This window comes from Thiosulfatimonas sediminis (genome assembly GCF_011398355.1).
Lineage (GTDB): Bacteria > Pseudomonadota > Gammaproteobacteria > Thiomicrospirales > Thiomicrospiraceae > Thiomicrorhabdus > Thiomicrorhabdus sediminis_A.
On the sequence record NZ_AP021889.1, the window covers coordinates 2,376,280 to 2,390,885 of the forward strand.

General features: G+C 46.2%; 11 protein-coding genes. 4 read left to right on the forward strand and 7 right to left on the reverse strand.

Annotated features, from left to right (window positions below; all coding sequences use genetic code 11):
- Positions 1 to 471 precede the first annotated feature (471 nt).
- Positions 472 to 1,158 (reverse strand): single-stranded DNA-binding protein, encoded by a 687-nt coding sequence (gene ssb, locus HRR27_RS11135; RefSeq protein ID WP_173273830.1) that lies wholly within the window; start codon positions 1,156 to 1,158, stop codon positions 472 to 474.
- 6 nt (positions 1,159 to 1,164) lie between these two features.
- Complete coding sequence (locus HRR27_RS11140; RefSeq protein WP_173273832.1) at positions 1,165 to 2,571, reverse strand: MFS transporter; 1,407 nt, start codon at positions 2,569 to 2,571, stop codon at positions 1,165 to 1,167.
- Between the two features lie 420 nt (positions 2,572 to 2,991).
- Here HRR27_RS11140 and HRR27_RS11145 point away from each other — a divergent pair, with 420 nt between their 5' ends.
- From HRR27_RS11145 to glk, 4 genes are all read left to right on the forward strand, one after another.
- The gene (locus tag HRR27_RS11145) at positions 2,992 to 3,645 is read left to right on the forward strand and encodes an SIMPL domain-containing protein (protein WP_173273834.1); all 654 of its coding nucleotides are present in this window, start codon (positions 2,992 to 2,994) and stop codon (positions 3,643 to 3,645) included.
- 107 nt (positions 3,646 to 3,752) lie between these two features.
- Positions 3,753 to 6,560 carry an excinuclease ABC subunit UvrA gene (gene uvrA, locus HRR27_RS11150; RefSeq protein ID WP_173273836.1) on the forward strand — a complete coding sequence of 936 codons (2,808 nt, stop codon included), beginning with the start codon at positions 3,753 to 3,755 and terminating at the stop codon, positions 6,558 to 6,560.
- A gap of 260 nt (positions 6,561 to 6,820) precedes the next feature.
- Entirely contained in the window at positions 6,821 to 10,009 is a 3,189-nt protein-coding gene (locus HRR27_RS11155; protein ID WP_173273837.1) for a phosphorylase b kinase regulatory subunit alpha/beta, read from the forward strand.
- Between the two features lie 15 nt (positions 10,010 to 10,024).
- Positions 10,025 to 11,020, forward strand: coding sequence for a glucokinase (gene glk, locus HRR27_RS11160; protein WP_173273839.1), 996 nt, complete (start codon positions 10,025 to 10,027; stop codon positions 11,018 to 11,020).
- A 22-nt stretch (positions 11,021 to 11,042) separates the two neighbouring features.
- Here the strand turns inward: glk and HRR27_RS11165 are convergent, their stop codons facing one another.
- The 5 genes from HRR27_RS11165 to rpsD form a co-directional block, all read right to left on the reverse strand.
- On the reverse strand, positions 11,043 to 11,762 hold the full coding sequence (locus HRR27_RS11165) for a tRNA threonylcarbamoyladenosine dehydratase (protein ID WP_173273841.1): 720 nt from the start codon (positions 11,760 to 11,762) through the stop codon (positions 11,043 to 11,045).
- 3 nt (positions 11,763 to 11,765) lie between these two features.
- Complete coding sequence (locus HRR27_RS11170; protein ID WP_173273843.1) at positions 11,766 to 12,506, reverse strand: TatD family hydrolase; 741 nt, start codon at positions 12,504 to 12,506, stop codon at positions 11,766 to 11,768.
- Between the two features lie 72 nt (positions 12,507 to 12,578).
- Positions 12,579 to 12,965, reverse strand: coding sequence for a 50S ribosomal protein L17 (gene rplQ / locus HRR27_RS11175; protein WP_173273845.1), 387 nt, complete (start codon positions 12,963 to 12,965; stop codon positions 12,579 to 12,581).
- A gap of 15 nt (positions 12,966 to 12,980) precedes the next feature.
- Complete coding sequence (locus HRR27_RS11180; RefSeq protein ID WP_173273847.1) at positions 12,981 to 13,958, reverse strand: DNA-directed RNA polymerase subunit alpha; 978 nt, start codon at positions 13,956 to 13,958, stop codon at positions 12,981 to 12,983.
- Between the two features lie 21 nt (positions 13,959 to 13,979).
- Positions 13,980 to 14,600, reverse strand: coding sequence for a 30S ribosomal protein S4 (gene rpsD / locus HRR27_RS11185; protein ID WP_173273849.1), 621 nt, complete (start codon positions 14,598 to 14,600; stop codon positions 13,980 to 13,982).
- Positions 14,601 to 14,606 lie beyond the last annotated feature (6 nt).

A 14,606-nucleotide genomic window follows, 5' to 3' on the forward strand; every position in this document is an offset into this window, starting at 1 on the left:
AAAAACAGGCAGAAAAGCCGTTAAGCTCTTAAAACCCGCTACGGGCGAGGCTTGCAATTGAAAATTACTGTGTATTTTATTAAATGAATGAGAGTGAAAAATCAGATAAAACAAAAAAAGCGAGTCAGTCCACTGGACTGACTCCTAATAAGGTCTTTACAAAAAAACATGCTTTGGATCGCACGTTGCATACCATAACATAAGCTTATTAAGCGCCATAAATAAAGTTTTTATCAAAGTGTAAAACCAACTTATACACTGAAGAAAAAATCACTATTAAGTTGCACAAATCAAACAAAACTATCGTTTTTCGTATTTGAATTATTTTTAATCAAATCCCACACACTCATTGCCGAATAATACCAATGAAATACGCTCTAAAACGAATCCACAACACTGATTGCCAAGCAATAAAAAACCCCAATAAATGGGGCTTCTTAAAATCGTACTCAACAGATTCAATTATTGAACTCAAAACGGGACGTCATCATCATCAAAATCATTCGGTGCATATGCTGGTGCTGGTTTGGCTTGCATCGGTTGATTGCCTCCCATCGGCTGATGTTGCGCTGGGTTCATCCCTTGCTGCGGTGCTTGATATGGCATACCTTGGTTATTATTCATGCCACCCATATTTGGGTTATTGGCGTAACCGCCTTGGTTTTGCGGCATCGCTGCTGGCTGGCGGTTCATGTTGGGATTACCTTGCGGTGCGGTATTTTGCATCATCGGTTGATTATTCATACCACCCCCAAAACCACCCTGACTGGCTTGGTTATAACCGCTATTATCAAAACCCGTGTCGCCGCCACTGCGCCCGCCAAGCATCTGCATCGTACCGTCAAAACCGCTAATAACCACCTCAGTCGTGTAGCGATCTTGACCGCTTTGATCTTGCCATTTACGCGTTTGCAATTTCCCTTCCAAGTAAACTTGCGAGCCTTTTTTCAAATATTGGCCAGCAATTTCTGCCGTCTTGCCAAAAATCGATACACGATGCCATTCGGTTTTTTGCTGTTTTTGGCCAGTGTTTTTATCGTTCCACTCTTCTGAGGTGGCGACGCTCAAGTTTGCAATGGCGTTACCATTAGCGGCATATTTTACGTCTGGATCTGCACCAAGAGTGCCCACCAAAATTACTTTGTTTACGCCTCGCATAACTCTTTACTCTCTCTTTCTCAAGGATTCTGAACTTTGTTCAATGTATTCAATTAGGGTAACTTCATTTAATTGTTTACGATCGATTTTGAAGTAAACACGCTGCTCATTCGGCAGAACAATCGCTTCGTAAATTCCCTCAAAATTCATCAACTTCTGTTGAAGCTCAGCCACCTCATGTTCCGCAACCGGTCCAATCGGTACCGAGGCAATGCTTAACGGCATTGGGCGCGTCATACTTAAAGCGACAATGAACCACACAGTACCCAATATCGTGGTCATTACAAAGACACCATTATAACCATAATGCTGATAACAATAGCCGCCTAAAGCACCACCAATTGCAGCGCCCAAAAACTGACTGGTGGAGTAAACACCACTGGCCGTGCCCTTCTTATCCGCCGGAGACAATTTCACCACTAATGACGGCAGCGAAGCCTCCAACAAGTTAAATGCGGTAAAGAACACTAAAAGAAGCGCGAACAACATCCAAAAGCTTTGTTCAAAACTTAAAAAGCCCAATTGCATTAAAGTAATCGCAGCAATCGCGCCAACAAAAACAGGTTTCATCCGCCCTTTGCTTTCCGCTTGAATAATAAACGGCACCATCAAAATGAACGACAACAACATCACAGGCAAGTAAATATGCCAATGTTCAACCGCCGGTAATCCAGCAGAATCGCGCAAGGATAATGGCATAACCACAAACATGGCGGTCAAAATGGCGTGCAAAACAAACACCCCTAAATCAAGACGCAATAATTGCGAGTTGCGCAAAATTTCACCAAATTGACTAAAATCTGTCTGTGCTTCACGCTGAAACTCTTGGTTTTTAATCGGTGGCAAAGCAAAGATTACTAAAACAATGCCTAATAGCGACAGACCGGCGATCACCCAAAAAATACCTCGCACACCAATCCACGCATCCAGCAAAGGCCCGGCGACCAACGACAAAGTAAACGATAAACCGATGGTCATGCCAACAATCGACATGGCGCGCAGTCGATATTGTTCACGCACCAAATCGGCAACTGAAGCCATCAACACCGCTGCGACCGCGCCCATACCTTGTAGCGCACGCCCAAGAATCATCATTTCGATGGAATCCGCCATCGCACAAACCAAAGAACCGAGAAGAAAAATCAACATCCCGACAATAATCAGCGGCTTGCGCCCAAATTTATCTGAAAAATAACCAAATGGAATCTGCAACAACGCTTGTGTCAGTCCGTAAATCCCAATGGCGATGCCGATTTGCGTGCCGGTAATATCGGCAAACTCTTTTTCAGCAAACAACGCGAACACCGGAAAAATCATAAACAAACCGAGCATACGCGTCGAAAAGATTCCGGCAATCGAAAACGCCGCGCGTCTTTCAACCGGATTCATCGTATTCGGGTGAGGAATTGCCATAGTTCAAAAACCCTTATGCATTTTATTTTAATTGGCGATTATGCCCGAAATCACACGCCACTTAGTGACAACTGTCTGACTCGAAACACGCATAAATGCCCGTTCCGTACACGGTGCATTGCTGTACGGATACCACAAATTTTGAAACGCAAAATTATAACATTCTTAACACAGCGCAAGTCATAATCTACTTCTACACACGTTCAAGTCCGTTGGGACTAAATTCTGTTTCTTCCTAAAGATTGCGATGTCGCTAGAAACCCGTTTACTCGTGCGTCAAGTCCATTTTATTTAAAGGCCATTTTTTTCTTAGACCGCTATAATCAACCGTCTAAGTCTGTCTTACGCACTTATTTTGGAGGAATTATGCGCAACCCAACCCGATTACTGTCCCTTATTTGCCTATGCTATTTGAGCGCTTTGAGCCCCGTTCATGCACAAGAAGAACCGCGCGGCCACACAGTTAACTTCCAAATCAACGAACAAATTAATGCCGAAAATGACATGCTTAAACTCAGCTTGCAAAGCGTTCAAGAAGCCGGCAATTCGCAAGAAGTCATTCAGCAAATTAACGCCCAGATGAGCAAAGCACTGCAAGCTCTGGAGGCGCTTGGGCTAAACAAGACCCAGTTAAAAATGAATAGCGGAAATTATCAAATTCATCCGATTTACAATAAACAGAATCAAATCAGCCACTGGCGCGGTCAGCAAAGCCTCGAAATCCAAGTTCACGACTTGGCCTTAGTCAGCAAAGTGCTTGCCGCTGCACAACAACATCTTATCTACCAGTCGATGCAATTTGCTCTTTCTGACGAACGCCGTAAAACCCTCAGCCAACAACTTTTAGTCAACGCCTTAAAGCGTTATCAGGAACAGGCGGAACGCATTGCTCAACAACTTGGTGCAAGCCGCTATGAATTGCTGCAAACGAACATCAACAGCGCGCGCGCACTTCCAGTAACGCGCATGGCTTATGCCGCGCCCGCCGCGATGGAGATGGTCGATGCGGCGGTGGTTTCCGGCAGTTCGGACGTACAAATTAGTGTGCAAGGCACTTTATTTATCCCGTGGTAAACACTTGAATAAAAAGTAATTTTTAGCAGGATGACGGCTTTGCCGTCTGAAACTTTTATGCTTCTTGTTATAATTCCGCTTTTCGCCCAAAAATTGCCGGAGAGAGCATGCTTGAAGAGATCGTGATTCGCGGGGCTAGAACCCACAACCTGAAAAACATCGACGTGACCTTGCCACGTGACAAATTGATTGTGATTACCGGCCTCTCCGGCTCCGGCAAATCTTCTTTGGCTTTCGACACCATTTACGCCGAAGGACAACGCCGTTATGTCGAATCACTCTCGGCTTACGCACGCCAGTTCTTATCCGTGATGGAAAAACCCGACGTCGATCATATCGAAGGACTGTCACCGGCCATCTCGATTGAACAAAAATCGACATCGCACAATCCACGTTCAACCGTCGGCACGGTCACCGAAATCTACGATTATCTACGTCTGCTGTTTGCTCGCGTTGGCACACCGCGCTGCCCCACGCACGGTTGCGATCTGCAAGCGCAAACCGTCAGTCAAATGGTTGATCACACACTAGACTTACCAGAAGGCAGTAAATGCCTTCTCCTTTCGCCTGTGGTGCGTAGCAAAAAAGGCGAACACCTCGCGCTGTTAAGCGAACTGCAAGCGCAAGGCTTTATTCGCGCAAGAATCAATGGCGAAGTCCGCGAATTAGACGGTTCTATTGCGTTAGAAAAAAACAAAAAACACACCATTGAGGTGATTATTGATCGCTTTAAAGTGCGCGCGGATTTGAAACAGCGCCTAGCAGAATCTTTTGAAACAGCACTGCGTTTATCCGACGGCTTGGCACAAGTGGTACCAATGAGCGAGGAAGAAGATTTTGCACTCATGTTCTCTGAGCGTTTTGCCTGTCCTCATTGCGGTTATTCGGTACCAGAATTAGAACCACGAATTTTCTCATTCAACAATCCGCACGGCGCCTGCCCAACTTGTGACGGGCTTGGCGTAAAAGAAAGTTTTGCTGTTGATAAAGTCATTCACCACCCCGAACTCAGTTTAGCCGGCGGCGCAATTCGTGGCTGGGATCGGCGTCATAAATACTATTTTGAACTGCTCAAAGCGGTTGCCGATTATTATCAATTTGATATTGAAACGCCATGGCAGGCGCTTAGCGAAAAACAGCAGAGTGTGATTTTGTACGGTTCAGGGCGCGATAAAATTCCCCTTCCGCATGGCAAGTACAGCGACACTCGCCGTTTTGAAGGCGTTATTCCAAATATGGAACGCCGCTATACGGAAACCGACAGCCGCGCGGTGCGTGAAGAGCTAGAAAAGTATCTGGTTTCTAAGGCCTGCTCAAGCTGCCACGGTACGCGCTTAAACGAAGTGGCGCGCCATGTCTTCATTAACGAGAATACCCTGCCGGAATTAACGGCTCTGCCGGTTGGCGAACTACACCAAATCTTTAGCCAATTAAGTTTACAAGGAGCCAAGGGCGAAATCGCAGCGAAAATCATTAAAGAGGTTCATCAACGCCTCAGCTTTTTAGTGAATGTCGGCTTAAACTACCTGACCCTAAGTCGCAGTGCCGACACCCTATCGGGTGGCGAAGCGCAGCGCATTCGCCTCGCTTCGCAAATTGGCGCAGGACTGGTCGGCGTGATGTATGTATTAGACGAGCCTTCTATTGGGTTACATCAGCGCGATAACGATCGATTACTCGCAACCTTGACGCATTTACGCGATTTAGGGAACACCGTTATCGTCGTAGAACACGATGAAGATGCGATACGCGCTGCCGATTTCGTATTGGACATTGGCCCAGGTGCTGGCGTACATGGTGGGCGTATTATGGCGGAAGGCACACCGCAACAAATTATGGACAACCCTCAGTCTCTCACCGGACAATTCTTGAGCGGTAAGCGCGAAATCCCCCTGCCAACGCAGCGTTTAACGGCCGGCGATAAATGGTTAGAGGTTCTCGGTGCGCACGGCAACAACTTACAAGATGTGCATTTAAAAATTCCGGTCGGTCTTCTTACCTGTATTACCGGGGTTTCCGGCTCAGGAAAATCGACTCTAATCAACAGTACCTTGTCAAAGTTGTCGGCAAATATTCTCAACAAAGCTGGTCAAGCAACAGCGCCTTACCAAACGCATCGTGGCTTTGAGCATTTCGATAAAGCGGTCAACATTGACCAAAGCGCCATCGGCCGCACACCGCGCTCTAATCCAGCCACCTACACGGGGCTGTTCACTCCAATTCGCGAACTGCTCTCTGCCACGCCAGAGTCTCGCACACGTGGCTATACGCCAGGGCGCTTCAGTTTCAATGTCAAAGGCGGACGCTGCGAAGCTTGCCAAGGCGATGGCGTATTGAAAGTGGAAATGCACTTTCTGCCGGATGTGTATGTGCCGTGCGATGTCTGTCACGGCCAACGCTATAATCGCGAAACCTTACAGGTCGAATACAAAGGCAAAAACATACACCAAATTCTCGAATTAACCGTCGAGGACGCGCGCGCGTTTTTTGATGCAATTCCCGTTTTAGCACGTAAACTGCAAACGCTGATGGATGTCGGTTTGGGTTACATCAAACTCGGCCAGAGCGCAACCACCCTTTCCGGCGGCGAAGCGCAACGCGTCAAATTGGCAAAAGAACTCTCCAAGCGCGATACCGGCAACACCTTATATATTTTGGACGAACCAACCACGGGTCTGCATTTCCACGATATTGAACTGCTCTTGCAGGTTATTAATCAACTGCGTGATCACGGCAATACCATTGTCATTATCGAACATAATTTGGATGTAATTAAAACGGCTGATTGGGTGGTAGACCTTGGTCCAGAAGGCGGCTCCGGCGGTGGGCTGATTATTGCCGAAGGGACACCAGAAACAATTGCCGCAAGCGAGATTTCACACACTGGACGCTACCTGCGTAAACTGCTCGCATAACGGACAAGCGCCCTATTTTGGTGCTTACTTGCCACCAATGGTAAGCACCAATCTCTGCAAAAGGTGTCATCGCTCAACATTCGCTACGTAAAACTTCATCCTATTGCGTTGTTTGCTATGATTCTGAAAATCAACGACAAAGCCCCACACTGAATCCTTCACAAAAGCGCAACAGAACGGCTTTTTGATACCGATAGGATGCTTTGGCTTGCTTATTGCAAGTGGGCTTATCTTAAGTTTCTGAACCCTTCGGGAAAACTATGAAAAGACGCGCAACCGACATCCTCGACCTTTACTATCAACAAGTCTCTGGGATTATTCTCGCCCGACAAAATCCGCTGACCGGCTTATTGCCTGCCAGTACCGCCATCACCGCGCACGGCGACTACACCGATGCGTGGGTGCGTGATAATGTCTATAGTATTCTCGCTGCGTGGGGATTAGGCCTAGCCTATCGACGCATTGACGACACCCAAGGGCGTGCCATTTTGCTCGAACAGAGCGTGGTGAAGCTGATGCGCGGCCTACTCGTGGCAATGATGAAACAAGCCAATAAGGTTGAAGCCTTTAAATATTCACAAAATCCATTGGACGCGTTGCACGCCAAGTACGCGACCGATAGTGGCGACCCTGTTGTCGGCGATGACGAGTGGGGCCACTTACAACTGGACGCGACCAGTCTATTTTTACTCATGCTAGCGCAGATGAGCGCCTCGGGATTGCGCATCATCTTCTCGATGGATGAGGTGCATTTCATTCAAAATTTAGTCCATTACATTGGCCGCGCCTATCGCACTCCGGATTATGGCATCTGGGAACGTGGTAATAAAATCAATCACGGCATTGCCGAAGTCAACAGCAGTTCGGTCGGCATGGCGAAAGCCGCTTTAGAAGCGATGGATGGCTTTAACTGTTTTGGTTCCGAAGGCGGCATTGACAGTGTCATTCATGTTGTACCAGACGAAATCGCACGTGCGCGGATTACCTTAGAGGCCGCTTTACCCTCGGAATCCCTTTCCAAAGAGGTCGATGCGGCAACCTTAAGTATTATTGGCTTTCCAGCGTTTGCGGTTGAAGATAGCGCACTGGTCGAACAAACCCTAGACGAAGTGGTGACAAAACTCGCCGGCCGCTATGGTTGCAAACGTTTTTTACGCGATGGCCATCAAGCCGCCAATGAAGATCACAACCGCTTGCACTATGAACCGGAGGAGATGAAACAGTTTGAACATATCGAATGCGAATGGCCGCTGTTTTTTACCTATCTCTTACTGCACTATCTCTTTACCGACCAAAAAACGCTGGCCAGTGAATATCGCACCAAACTAGAAGCATTTTTGGTCGAACAAAACGGTCAACAATTGCTGCCGGAACTCTATTATGTACCGTTAGACAAAATTCCGGCCGAGCGGGCCAATCCCGGCTCACAAGATCGGCTGCCCAACGAAAACGTGCCATTGGTATGGGCACAGAGTTTATTTATTTTGGGCTGCCTAGTACAAGACGGTTTATTGGATGTTTCCGATATTGATCCTTTAAATCGCCACCGCAACATTGGCAAAACCCTTGGTAAGCAAATTCAATTTACCTTAATTGCTGAAAACGAAGCCGTGCAGGACAAACTGCACGAATATGGGCTTATCACTCAAACCTTAGCGCAGGTTAAGCCGATGCAGGTGCTGCAAGCCAGTAGCCTGGCGGATGCGTTTGAATGGCTTGGGCGCTCCGAACGCCTTAAATTAAGTGGCCGTCCACACCGTAATCCACGGGGTTTGGCGACCTCTTGTGTGTATGAATACCAAGGCAATCGTTTTATTTTCCAGCCGCAATTTTTGAATAAACACGATTTTTATCTCACCTTAGATAACCGTATGTTGGTGCGTCGCTTGAAAATGGAGATGGGCTACATCTATCGCGAATGGAATCTTCCTGGTCGCCCTCTAGTGGTTTTGGTAGTCAACCAAGCGATGCTGCACAAGGGAGGCAGCCGCGCCCTATTGGAGTTTATGGAAGAGTGCCGTCACGGCGGCTTTGGCGAAGTGCCGGTAAAGCTCGGTTCACTCAAAGATTTTATTCCAACCAGCACCAAACGCAGCCTGCATTATTTGGCGCAAGCACCACAAGAAAATTCCGCACAACCCTTACAAACGCGAACCCATCTGGTCTTACAGCCCACGGATGAATCCAGCGATGCACATTTAAACAGTACTTTATGCCGCGATTGGAGCGACAGTGCATTAATGGCGCAGTTAATTCATTCCGGTAACCTGCGCGATGAATTTACCATTTTGCAAATTTTGATTCTGCGTCACGGTTTGGATTTCACCACGGCTCTGCGCGATATAAACGGCGATGCCTGTTCGTTACGCAAATTGATGGAAGAAGTCTATCTGTATGCAGGCGAACATAATGACTGGCAAATAACGCGCTTAGCAGCCGCGCTATTGAGCAAGCACGACATTAATTTGGAAGGCGCGCTGACCGAAATTTTAGTCCGCAAAATCGCCTTAAGTGTGTCACGTCAATACAGCAAACACTCCACTTTCCGCCAACCGGTCGGTGCGGAAGAGATCTTACGCGTGATTCATCAATTTAACGCCGATGATTTACGCGCCAAGATTCTCACTCAAGAACTGATTCTAAATTTAGGATTAATGATTCGTTCGCGCCCAGAACTGCTCAGCAACATGAAAATAATCCGCACAGGACAACTGTTGCAACTGCTGGCTGGACATATTCGTTATGCCGAAACGGATTATTCGGCAGACGATGCGCTGGATTTATTAATGCGCAAATCGCCATTTGAGTTTGCCAAAGCACTAAATTATGTTTTAGAAAATTATCTTGGGGTACAAGAAGAACTTTATCAACGCGAGCTGATGCGCTTTGACCACCAAGAAGGTGAATTGTATCTGCCACGCTTTGAATCGGCGATGAATCCAGAATTAGGACCCGCCGATAATTGGCATCACTGGCGCCAAATTAACGGCGCGATTGGCCGCTATTCCAACGATTTTTATGAGGGCGTGTGGGACGTCGTCAATCAATCCGCAGGCTTGGTTATTGGTGACCAATGGAACCCTAAACGCCGTCTGGACAATGCCCTCAGCGCAAACATGACCCGCGGTGAAAAGCTTTTTCAAGACAAAGTTGACCACTTGCTCAACAAAAACCCGGTACCGGAAGTACGTCGTTTATATTACGAAGCTTTAATGGTGCTCGGCACGATTATGCAAATTAACCCAAGTATGCATACTGCAGATTCGATTTATTTAGATGTGCTTCTCGGCCATGCCGTCCGCTTGCGTTGGTTAGCTCAGGAAGGCAACCAGATGCAAGCTTACGATGCGCAACGCGAACAAGCATGGCAAGATTTTTACTTATCAGCCCCGCATGAAGTGGCCAATGCCATTATTGATGGATTCGGTTTTTTACATAAACAAAACTAATTTGGAGAATCTGGCATGGCATATATCCTCGCCGGTGATATTGGCGGCACAAAAACCGTTTTGGCTGTTTACCAAACCGATGGCAAACAGCTCATCGAAGTCCGCAAGCAGACTTTTGCCAGTGGCACCCATTTAATATTTAACGACCTATTGCAAGAGTTTACCGGGACCGAACTCGTTCTTTCTGGCGCTGCTTTTGGGATTGCTGGGCCAATTAAAAATCAAAAATGCATCACCACCAATCTTCCTTGGACGATAGATGCAACAGAAATCAGTGAATTGCTCGGCACTCAAAATGTCCGGCTGTTAAATGATTTGGAAGCCGCAGCCTATGGCGTTTTACAGTTAACTGATTTCCATGAACTCAATCCTGATGGGGTAATCCAAACAGGCCATATCGCAGTGATTGCCGCCGGGACGGGCTTGGGTGAGGCCATTCTTTTTTTCGATGGAGTGCATCATCACGCCATGCCAAGCGAAGGTGGTCACTGTGAATTTGCACCGCAAAATGAATTAGAAGATCAGTTACTGAAGTTCTTAAGAGAACGCTTTAATGGACATGTCAGCATGGAGAGGATTCTATCGGGGGATGGTTTTGGCAATCTGTATGATTTTTTAAAAAGCATCCATTACGCACCAGTCAATCCGCAGTTAGAGACACAAATGGCACAAACCGACCGCAATGCGCTCATTAGTCAAATGGGCATGAACAAAGAAGATGTCCTATGCGCTAAAGCGATGCAACTATTTTGCCGGATTTACGGCGCAGAAGCCGGAAATTTAGCCCTCAAAACGCTACCACTCGGTGGGATTTATATTGCCGGTGGCATTGCCCCAAAAATATTGCCGGCACTGCAATCAGGCGCATTCATGGAGGGCTTTTTAGATAAAGGGCGAATGAAGCATGCAATTGAAAAAATGCCAATCCGAGTTGTCGATAATCCGGAAGCACCCCTGTTGGGCGCGGCCTACTGTGCACATAAACTGTTACAACAGACCTATGAGCGATAAGCCTTAGCACGCACCTAAAACATTACTTTATTTTTACCAAATCCGAAATAACATACCCAGCCAGCATTAACCCAAAAATGCCTGGCATATAACTGGCCGTGCCATTCACCACACGGCCTCGAGCACCTTCAATTTCTTCCATTGGACCTGGTTCTTTGGGGATTTCCGTTGAGAAAACCGTCATGACCCCTTTGGCAATATGCTGCTTTTTGAGACGTTGGCGCATATTACGCGCCAAAGCGCAGCCATGGGTTTTGGAAATATCAGCAAGCAGAATTTTTGAAGGGTCAATCCGACGCCCTGCTCCCATACTGGAAACCACCTTTAAACCAAGTTGCTTGGCAGTAATAACCAATGCCGCTTTACAATTTAAGCTATCTATCGCATCCACCACATAATCAAAACCAGGACTTAACAAGTTTGTCATGTCTTCAGGACAAATAAATTGCTGACTGATATGCACTTTACAAGCAGGATTAATGTCCGCAATCCGCTCAGCCATGACAACGGCTTTATTGCGTCCAATAGTACTATTCAAGGCAATGATTTGACGATTTTTATTGGACGCGCTAACGCTATCATGGTCAATCAGTGTAAGCGTTCCAACGCCGGCACGAGCCAAAGCTTCGGCAACAAAACCACCAACACCACCAACACCGGCGACCAAAACGTGTGATTGCTGCAACCGCGCAATGCCCTGTTCATCAAATACCAAAAGGCTGCGTTCAAATAATGCGTCCATCAGTTACCGCCCAATATCTGTAAAAGAAAAAATAGAGTGTGCATTATAACGAGTTTGCTCGACCACCTCTGTAACAGAAACATTTTTGATGAAGGCAACGCAGTTAGCAATCGCAAATAAATCGGCTAAATCGGCTGACTCTTCAGTTGGTAAAACAACATTGGGGTAATCCGTTTCTAGAACAAAATGGGCTAAATCAAAATGCGCCACCATTTCTCGATAACGGCGAGCATTCTGACGGCACAACACCCCATTAAGTCCAATCTTGAAATCCAAATCTAAATAGCGTTTAGCGAGAGACAGAGAAGCCCCTAAACCGTGAATCACGCCGCAAACCGAATAAGACTTGAGTAAAGACAACATTTCATTATGCGCTTTAATAACGTGGATTGACACTGGTTTATTGAAATAGACCGCAAGCTGAAGTTGCGACTCGAAAATAGCAAGTTGCCGCTCTTTTGTATGTTGAAACGCCGGTTGAAAATCGAGACCCACTTCGCCAATTGCAGCAATCTCTTGCCATTCCAACAGTTGCAATAAATAAGTTAAATCTGAAAAGCTTGTTTCATTAACAAACCAAGGGTGAATACCAAGCGCACAGCCAATGAGGGGATTCTGTTCAGACAAACGGATAGCATCCTGCCATTGAGCGAGATGACTGGTGACATTAAGAACAGGATACGTTAAAGCCGCGAGCTGTTCTTGGTTGGCTTCAAGTAGGTGAGCATGTGTATCAAATAACATACACTTAGTTTACGTGTTTCACAGACATAAAAAAAGCCGGACAAGCCGGCTTCTTCTATTTGCTGAGAAAAATTACTCAGCCGCGTTGTCTGCTGCCGCAACTGGGCGGTCAACCAACTCAACGATCGCCATAGGCGCATTATCCCCTGGACGGAAACCACATTTTAGAATGCGGATATAACCACCCGGACGAGTTTGGTAACGTGGACCAAGCTCTTGGAATAACTTACCTACTGCAGCCTTATCACCTAAACGAGCAAAGGCATTACGACGGTTATGAACGCTGTCAATCTTAGCAAGCGTAATCAAAGGCTCAGCAACTGTACGTAGTTCTTTCGCCTTAGCAACCGTGGTACGGATTACTTCGTGTTCGATAAGTGAAGCAGACATGTTTTTAAACATTGCCTTACGGTGCGAGCTGTTACGATTTAACTTACGACCTGATTTACCATGACGCATGATAGCTTCCTTATATTAAGATTCCTTGCTCACCAGACTTGCTGGTGGCCAGTTTTCTAGTTTGGTACCAAGGCTCAAACCTCGTTGCGCAAGAACATCTTTAATTTCTTGCAGAGATTTTTTACCTAAGTTTGGTGTTTTAAGCAGCTGAGGTTCAGCGCGTTGGACTAAATCACCAATATAGTAAATTTGTTCTGCTTTCAAACAGTTAGCTGAACGAACAGTCAACTCTAAATCATCAACCGGTTGCAAGAAGATTGGATCGAACTCGTTCTCTTCTTCTTGTGGTGCAGCGACTTCTTTATGCTTAAGGTCAACAAAAGCATTCAGTTGTAAATGCAGCACAGTAGCGGCTTGCTTGATCGCATCTTCAGGATCTAGCGTACCGTCGGTGACCACATTAAGAATCAACTTATCTAGGTCAGTACGTTGTTCAACACGAGCATTTTGTACTTCGTAACTTACAGTGTGTACCGGCGAGAAACTTGCATCTAAACGCAAAACGCCGACAGAACTGTCGTTATCGGTTTGTGCGGCACGGTAACCCATACCACTCTCTACACGAATGCTCATATTTAGTTCAGCATCTTCAGACAAATGCGCAATGATATGATCCGGGTTAGCGATTTCAACATCATGGTTTAACGCGATATCTGAAGCACGAACGACCGCTGGACCTTTTTTGTTCAGGGTTAATTCAGCACTATTTGTTGCATGTAATTTAACCGCCACCTCTTTAAGGTTAAGAAGGATCTCTAGGACATCCTCTCTTACCCCTTCAATCGATGAGTATTCGTGTAAAACACCATCAATTTGGGCTTCGACGATAGCCGCACCAGGCATTGATGACAATAAAATACGACGTAACGCGTTTCCAAGAGTATGACCAAAGCCGCGTTCAAGCGGCTCTAAAGTCACACGACTATGAAAAGGCGTTAGACGTTGAATATCAACCATACGTGGTGTTAACAACTGTTCTAACATCTCTTGCATCAGAGGTGATCTCCGTTTCTATTACTTAGAGTAAAGCTCAACAATCAAGTTTTCGTGAATATCCGCAGATAAATCTGAACGATCAGGAACATTTTTGAAGGTACCTTCAAATGCCTTAGTATTAACTTCTACCCAGCTAACACCACCGTTCTGCGCTTTTAACTCAAGCGCAGCAGCAATACGAGTTTGGTTGCGAGATTTCTCACGAATAGAAACCACATCACCAGCAGATACTTCGAAAGACGGAATATTTACTGATTGACCGTTAACTTGGATCGCTTTATGCGAAACAAGTTGGCGAGCTTCTGCACGAGTTGTTGCAAAGCCCATACGGTATACAACGTTGTCTAAACGGCTTTCTAGGATTTGTAGAAGGTTTACACCAGTAGACCCTTTACGACGATCCGCTTCTTTATAGTAAAGACGGAACTTTTTCTCTAGAACACCGTACATACGACGTACTTTTTGTTTCTCACGTAACTGAGTACCGTACTCAGTTACCTTTTTACGAGCTGCACCGTGTACACCTGGTAGTTGATCGATCTTACATTTTGATTCGATGCTACGAACACCGCTTTTCAAAAATAGATCAGTACCTTCACGGCGGGCAAGTTTACACTTAGGACCAATATATCTAGCCATGATTAC

What these genes read in the sequence shown, in the direction of transcription:
- ssb (WP_173273830.1), bottom strand. Translation starts at nt 1,158, where the DNA reads ATGCGAGGCGTAAACAAAGTAATTTTGGTGGGCACTCTTGGTGCAGAT.
- HRR27_RS11140 (WP_173273832.1), bottom strand. Translation starts at nt 2,571, where the DNA reads ATGGCAATTCCTCACCCGAATACGATGAATCCGGTTGAAAGACGCGCG.
- uvrA (WP_173273836.1), top strand. Translation starts at nt 3,753, where the DNA reads ATGCTTGAAGAGATCGTGATTCGCGGGGCTAGAACCCACAACCTGAAA.
- HRR27_RS11155 (WP_173273837.1), top strand. Translation starts at nt 6,821, where the DNA reads ATGAAAAGACGCGCAACCGACATCCTCGACCTTTACTATCAACAAGTC.
- glk (WP_173273839.1), top strand. Translation starts at nt 10,025, where the DNA reads ATGGCATATATCCTCGCCGGTGATATTGGCGGCACAAAAACCGTTTTG.
- HRR27_RS11165 (WP_173273841.1), bottom strand. Translation starts at nt 11,762, where the DNA reads ATGGACGCATTATTTGAACGCAGCCTTTTGGTATTTGATGAACAGGGC.
- HRR27_RS11170 (WP_173273843.1), bottom strand. Translation starts at nt 12,506, where the DNA reads ATGTTATTTGATACACATGCTCACCTACTTGAAGCCAACCAAGAACAG.
- rplQ (WP_173273845.1), bottom strand. Translation starts at nt 12,965, where the DNA reads ATGCGTCATGGTAAATCAGGTCGTAAGTTAAATCGTAACAGCTCGCAC.
- HRR27_RS11180 (WP_173273847.1), bottom strand. Translation starts at nt 13,958, where the DNA reads ATGCAAGAGATGTTAGAACAGTTGTTAACACCACGTATGGTTGATATT.
- rpsD (WP_173273849.1), bottom strand. Translation starts at nt 14,600, where the DNA reads ATGGCTAGATATATTGGTCCTAAGTGTAAACTTGCCCGCCGTGAAGGT.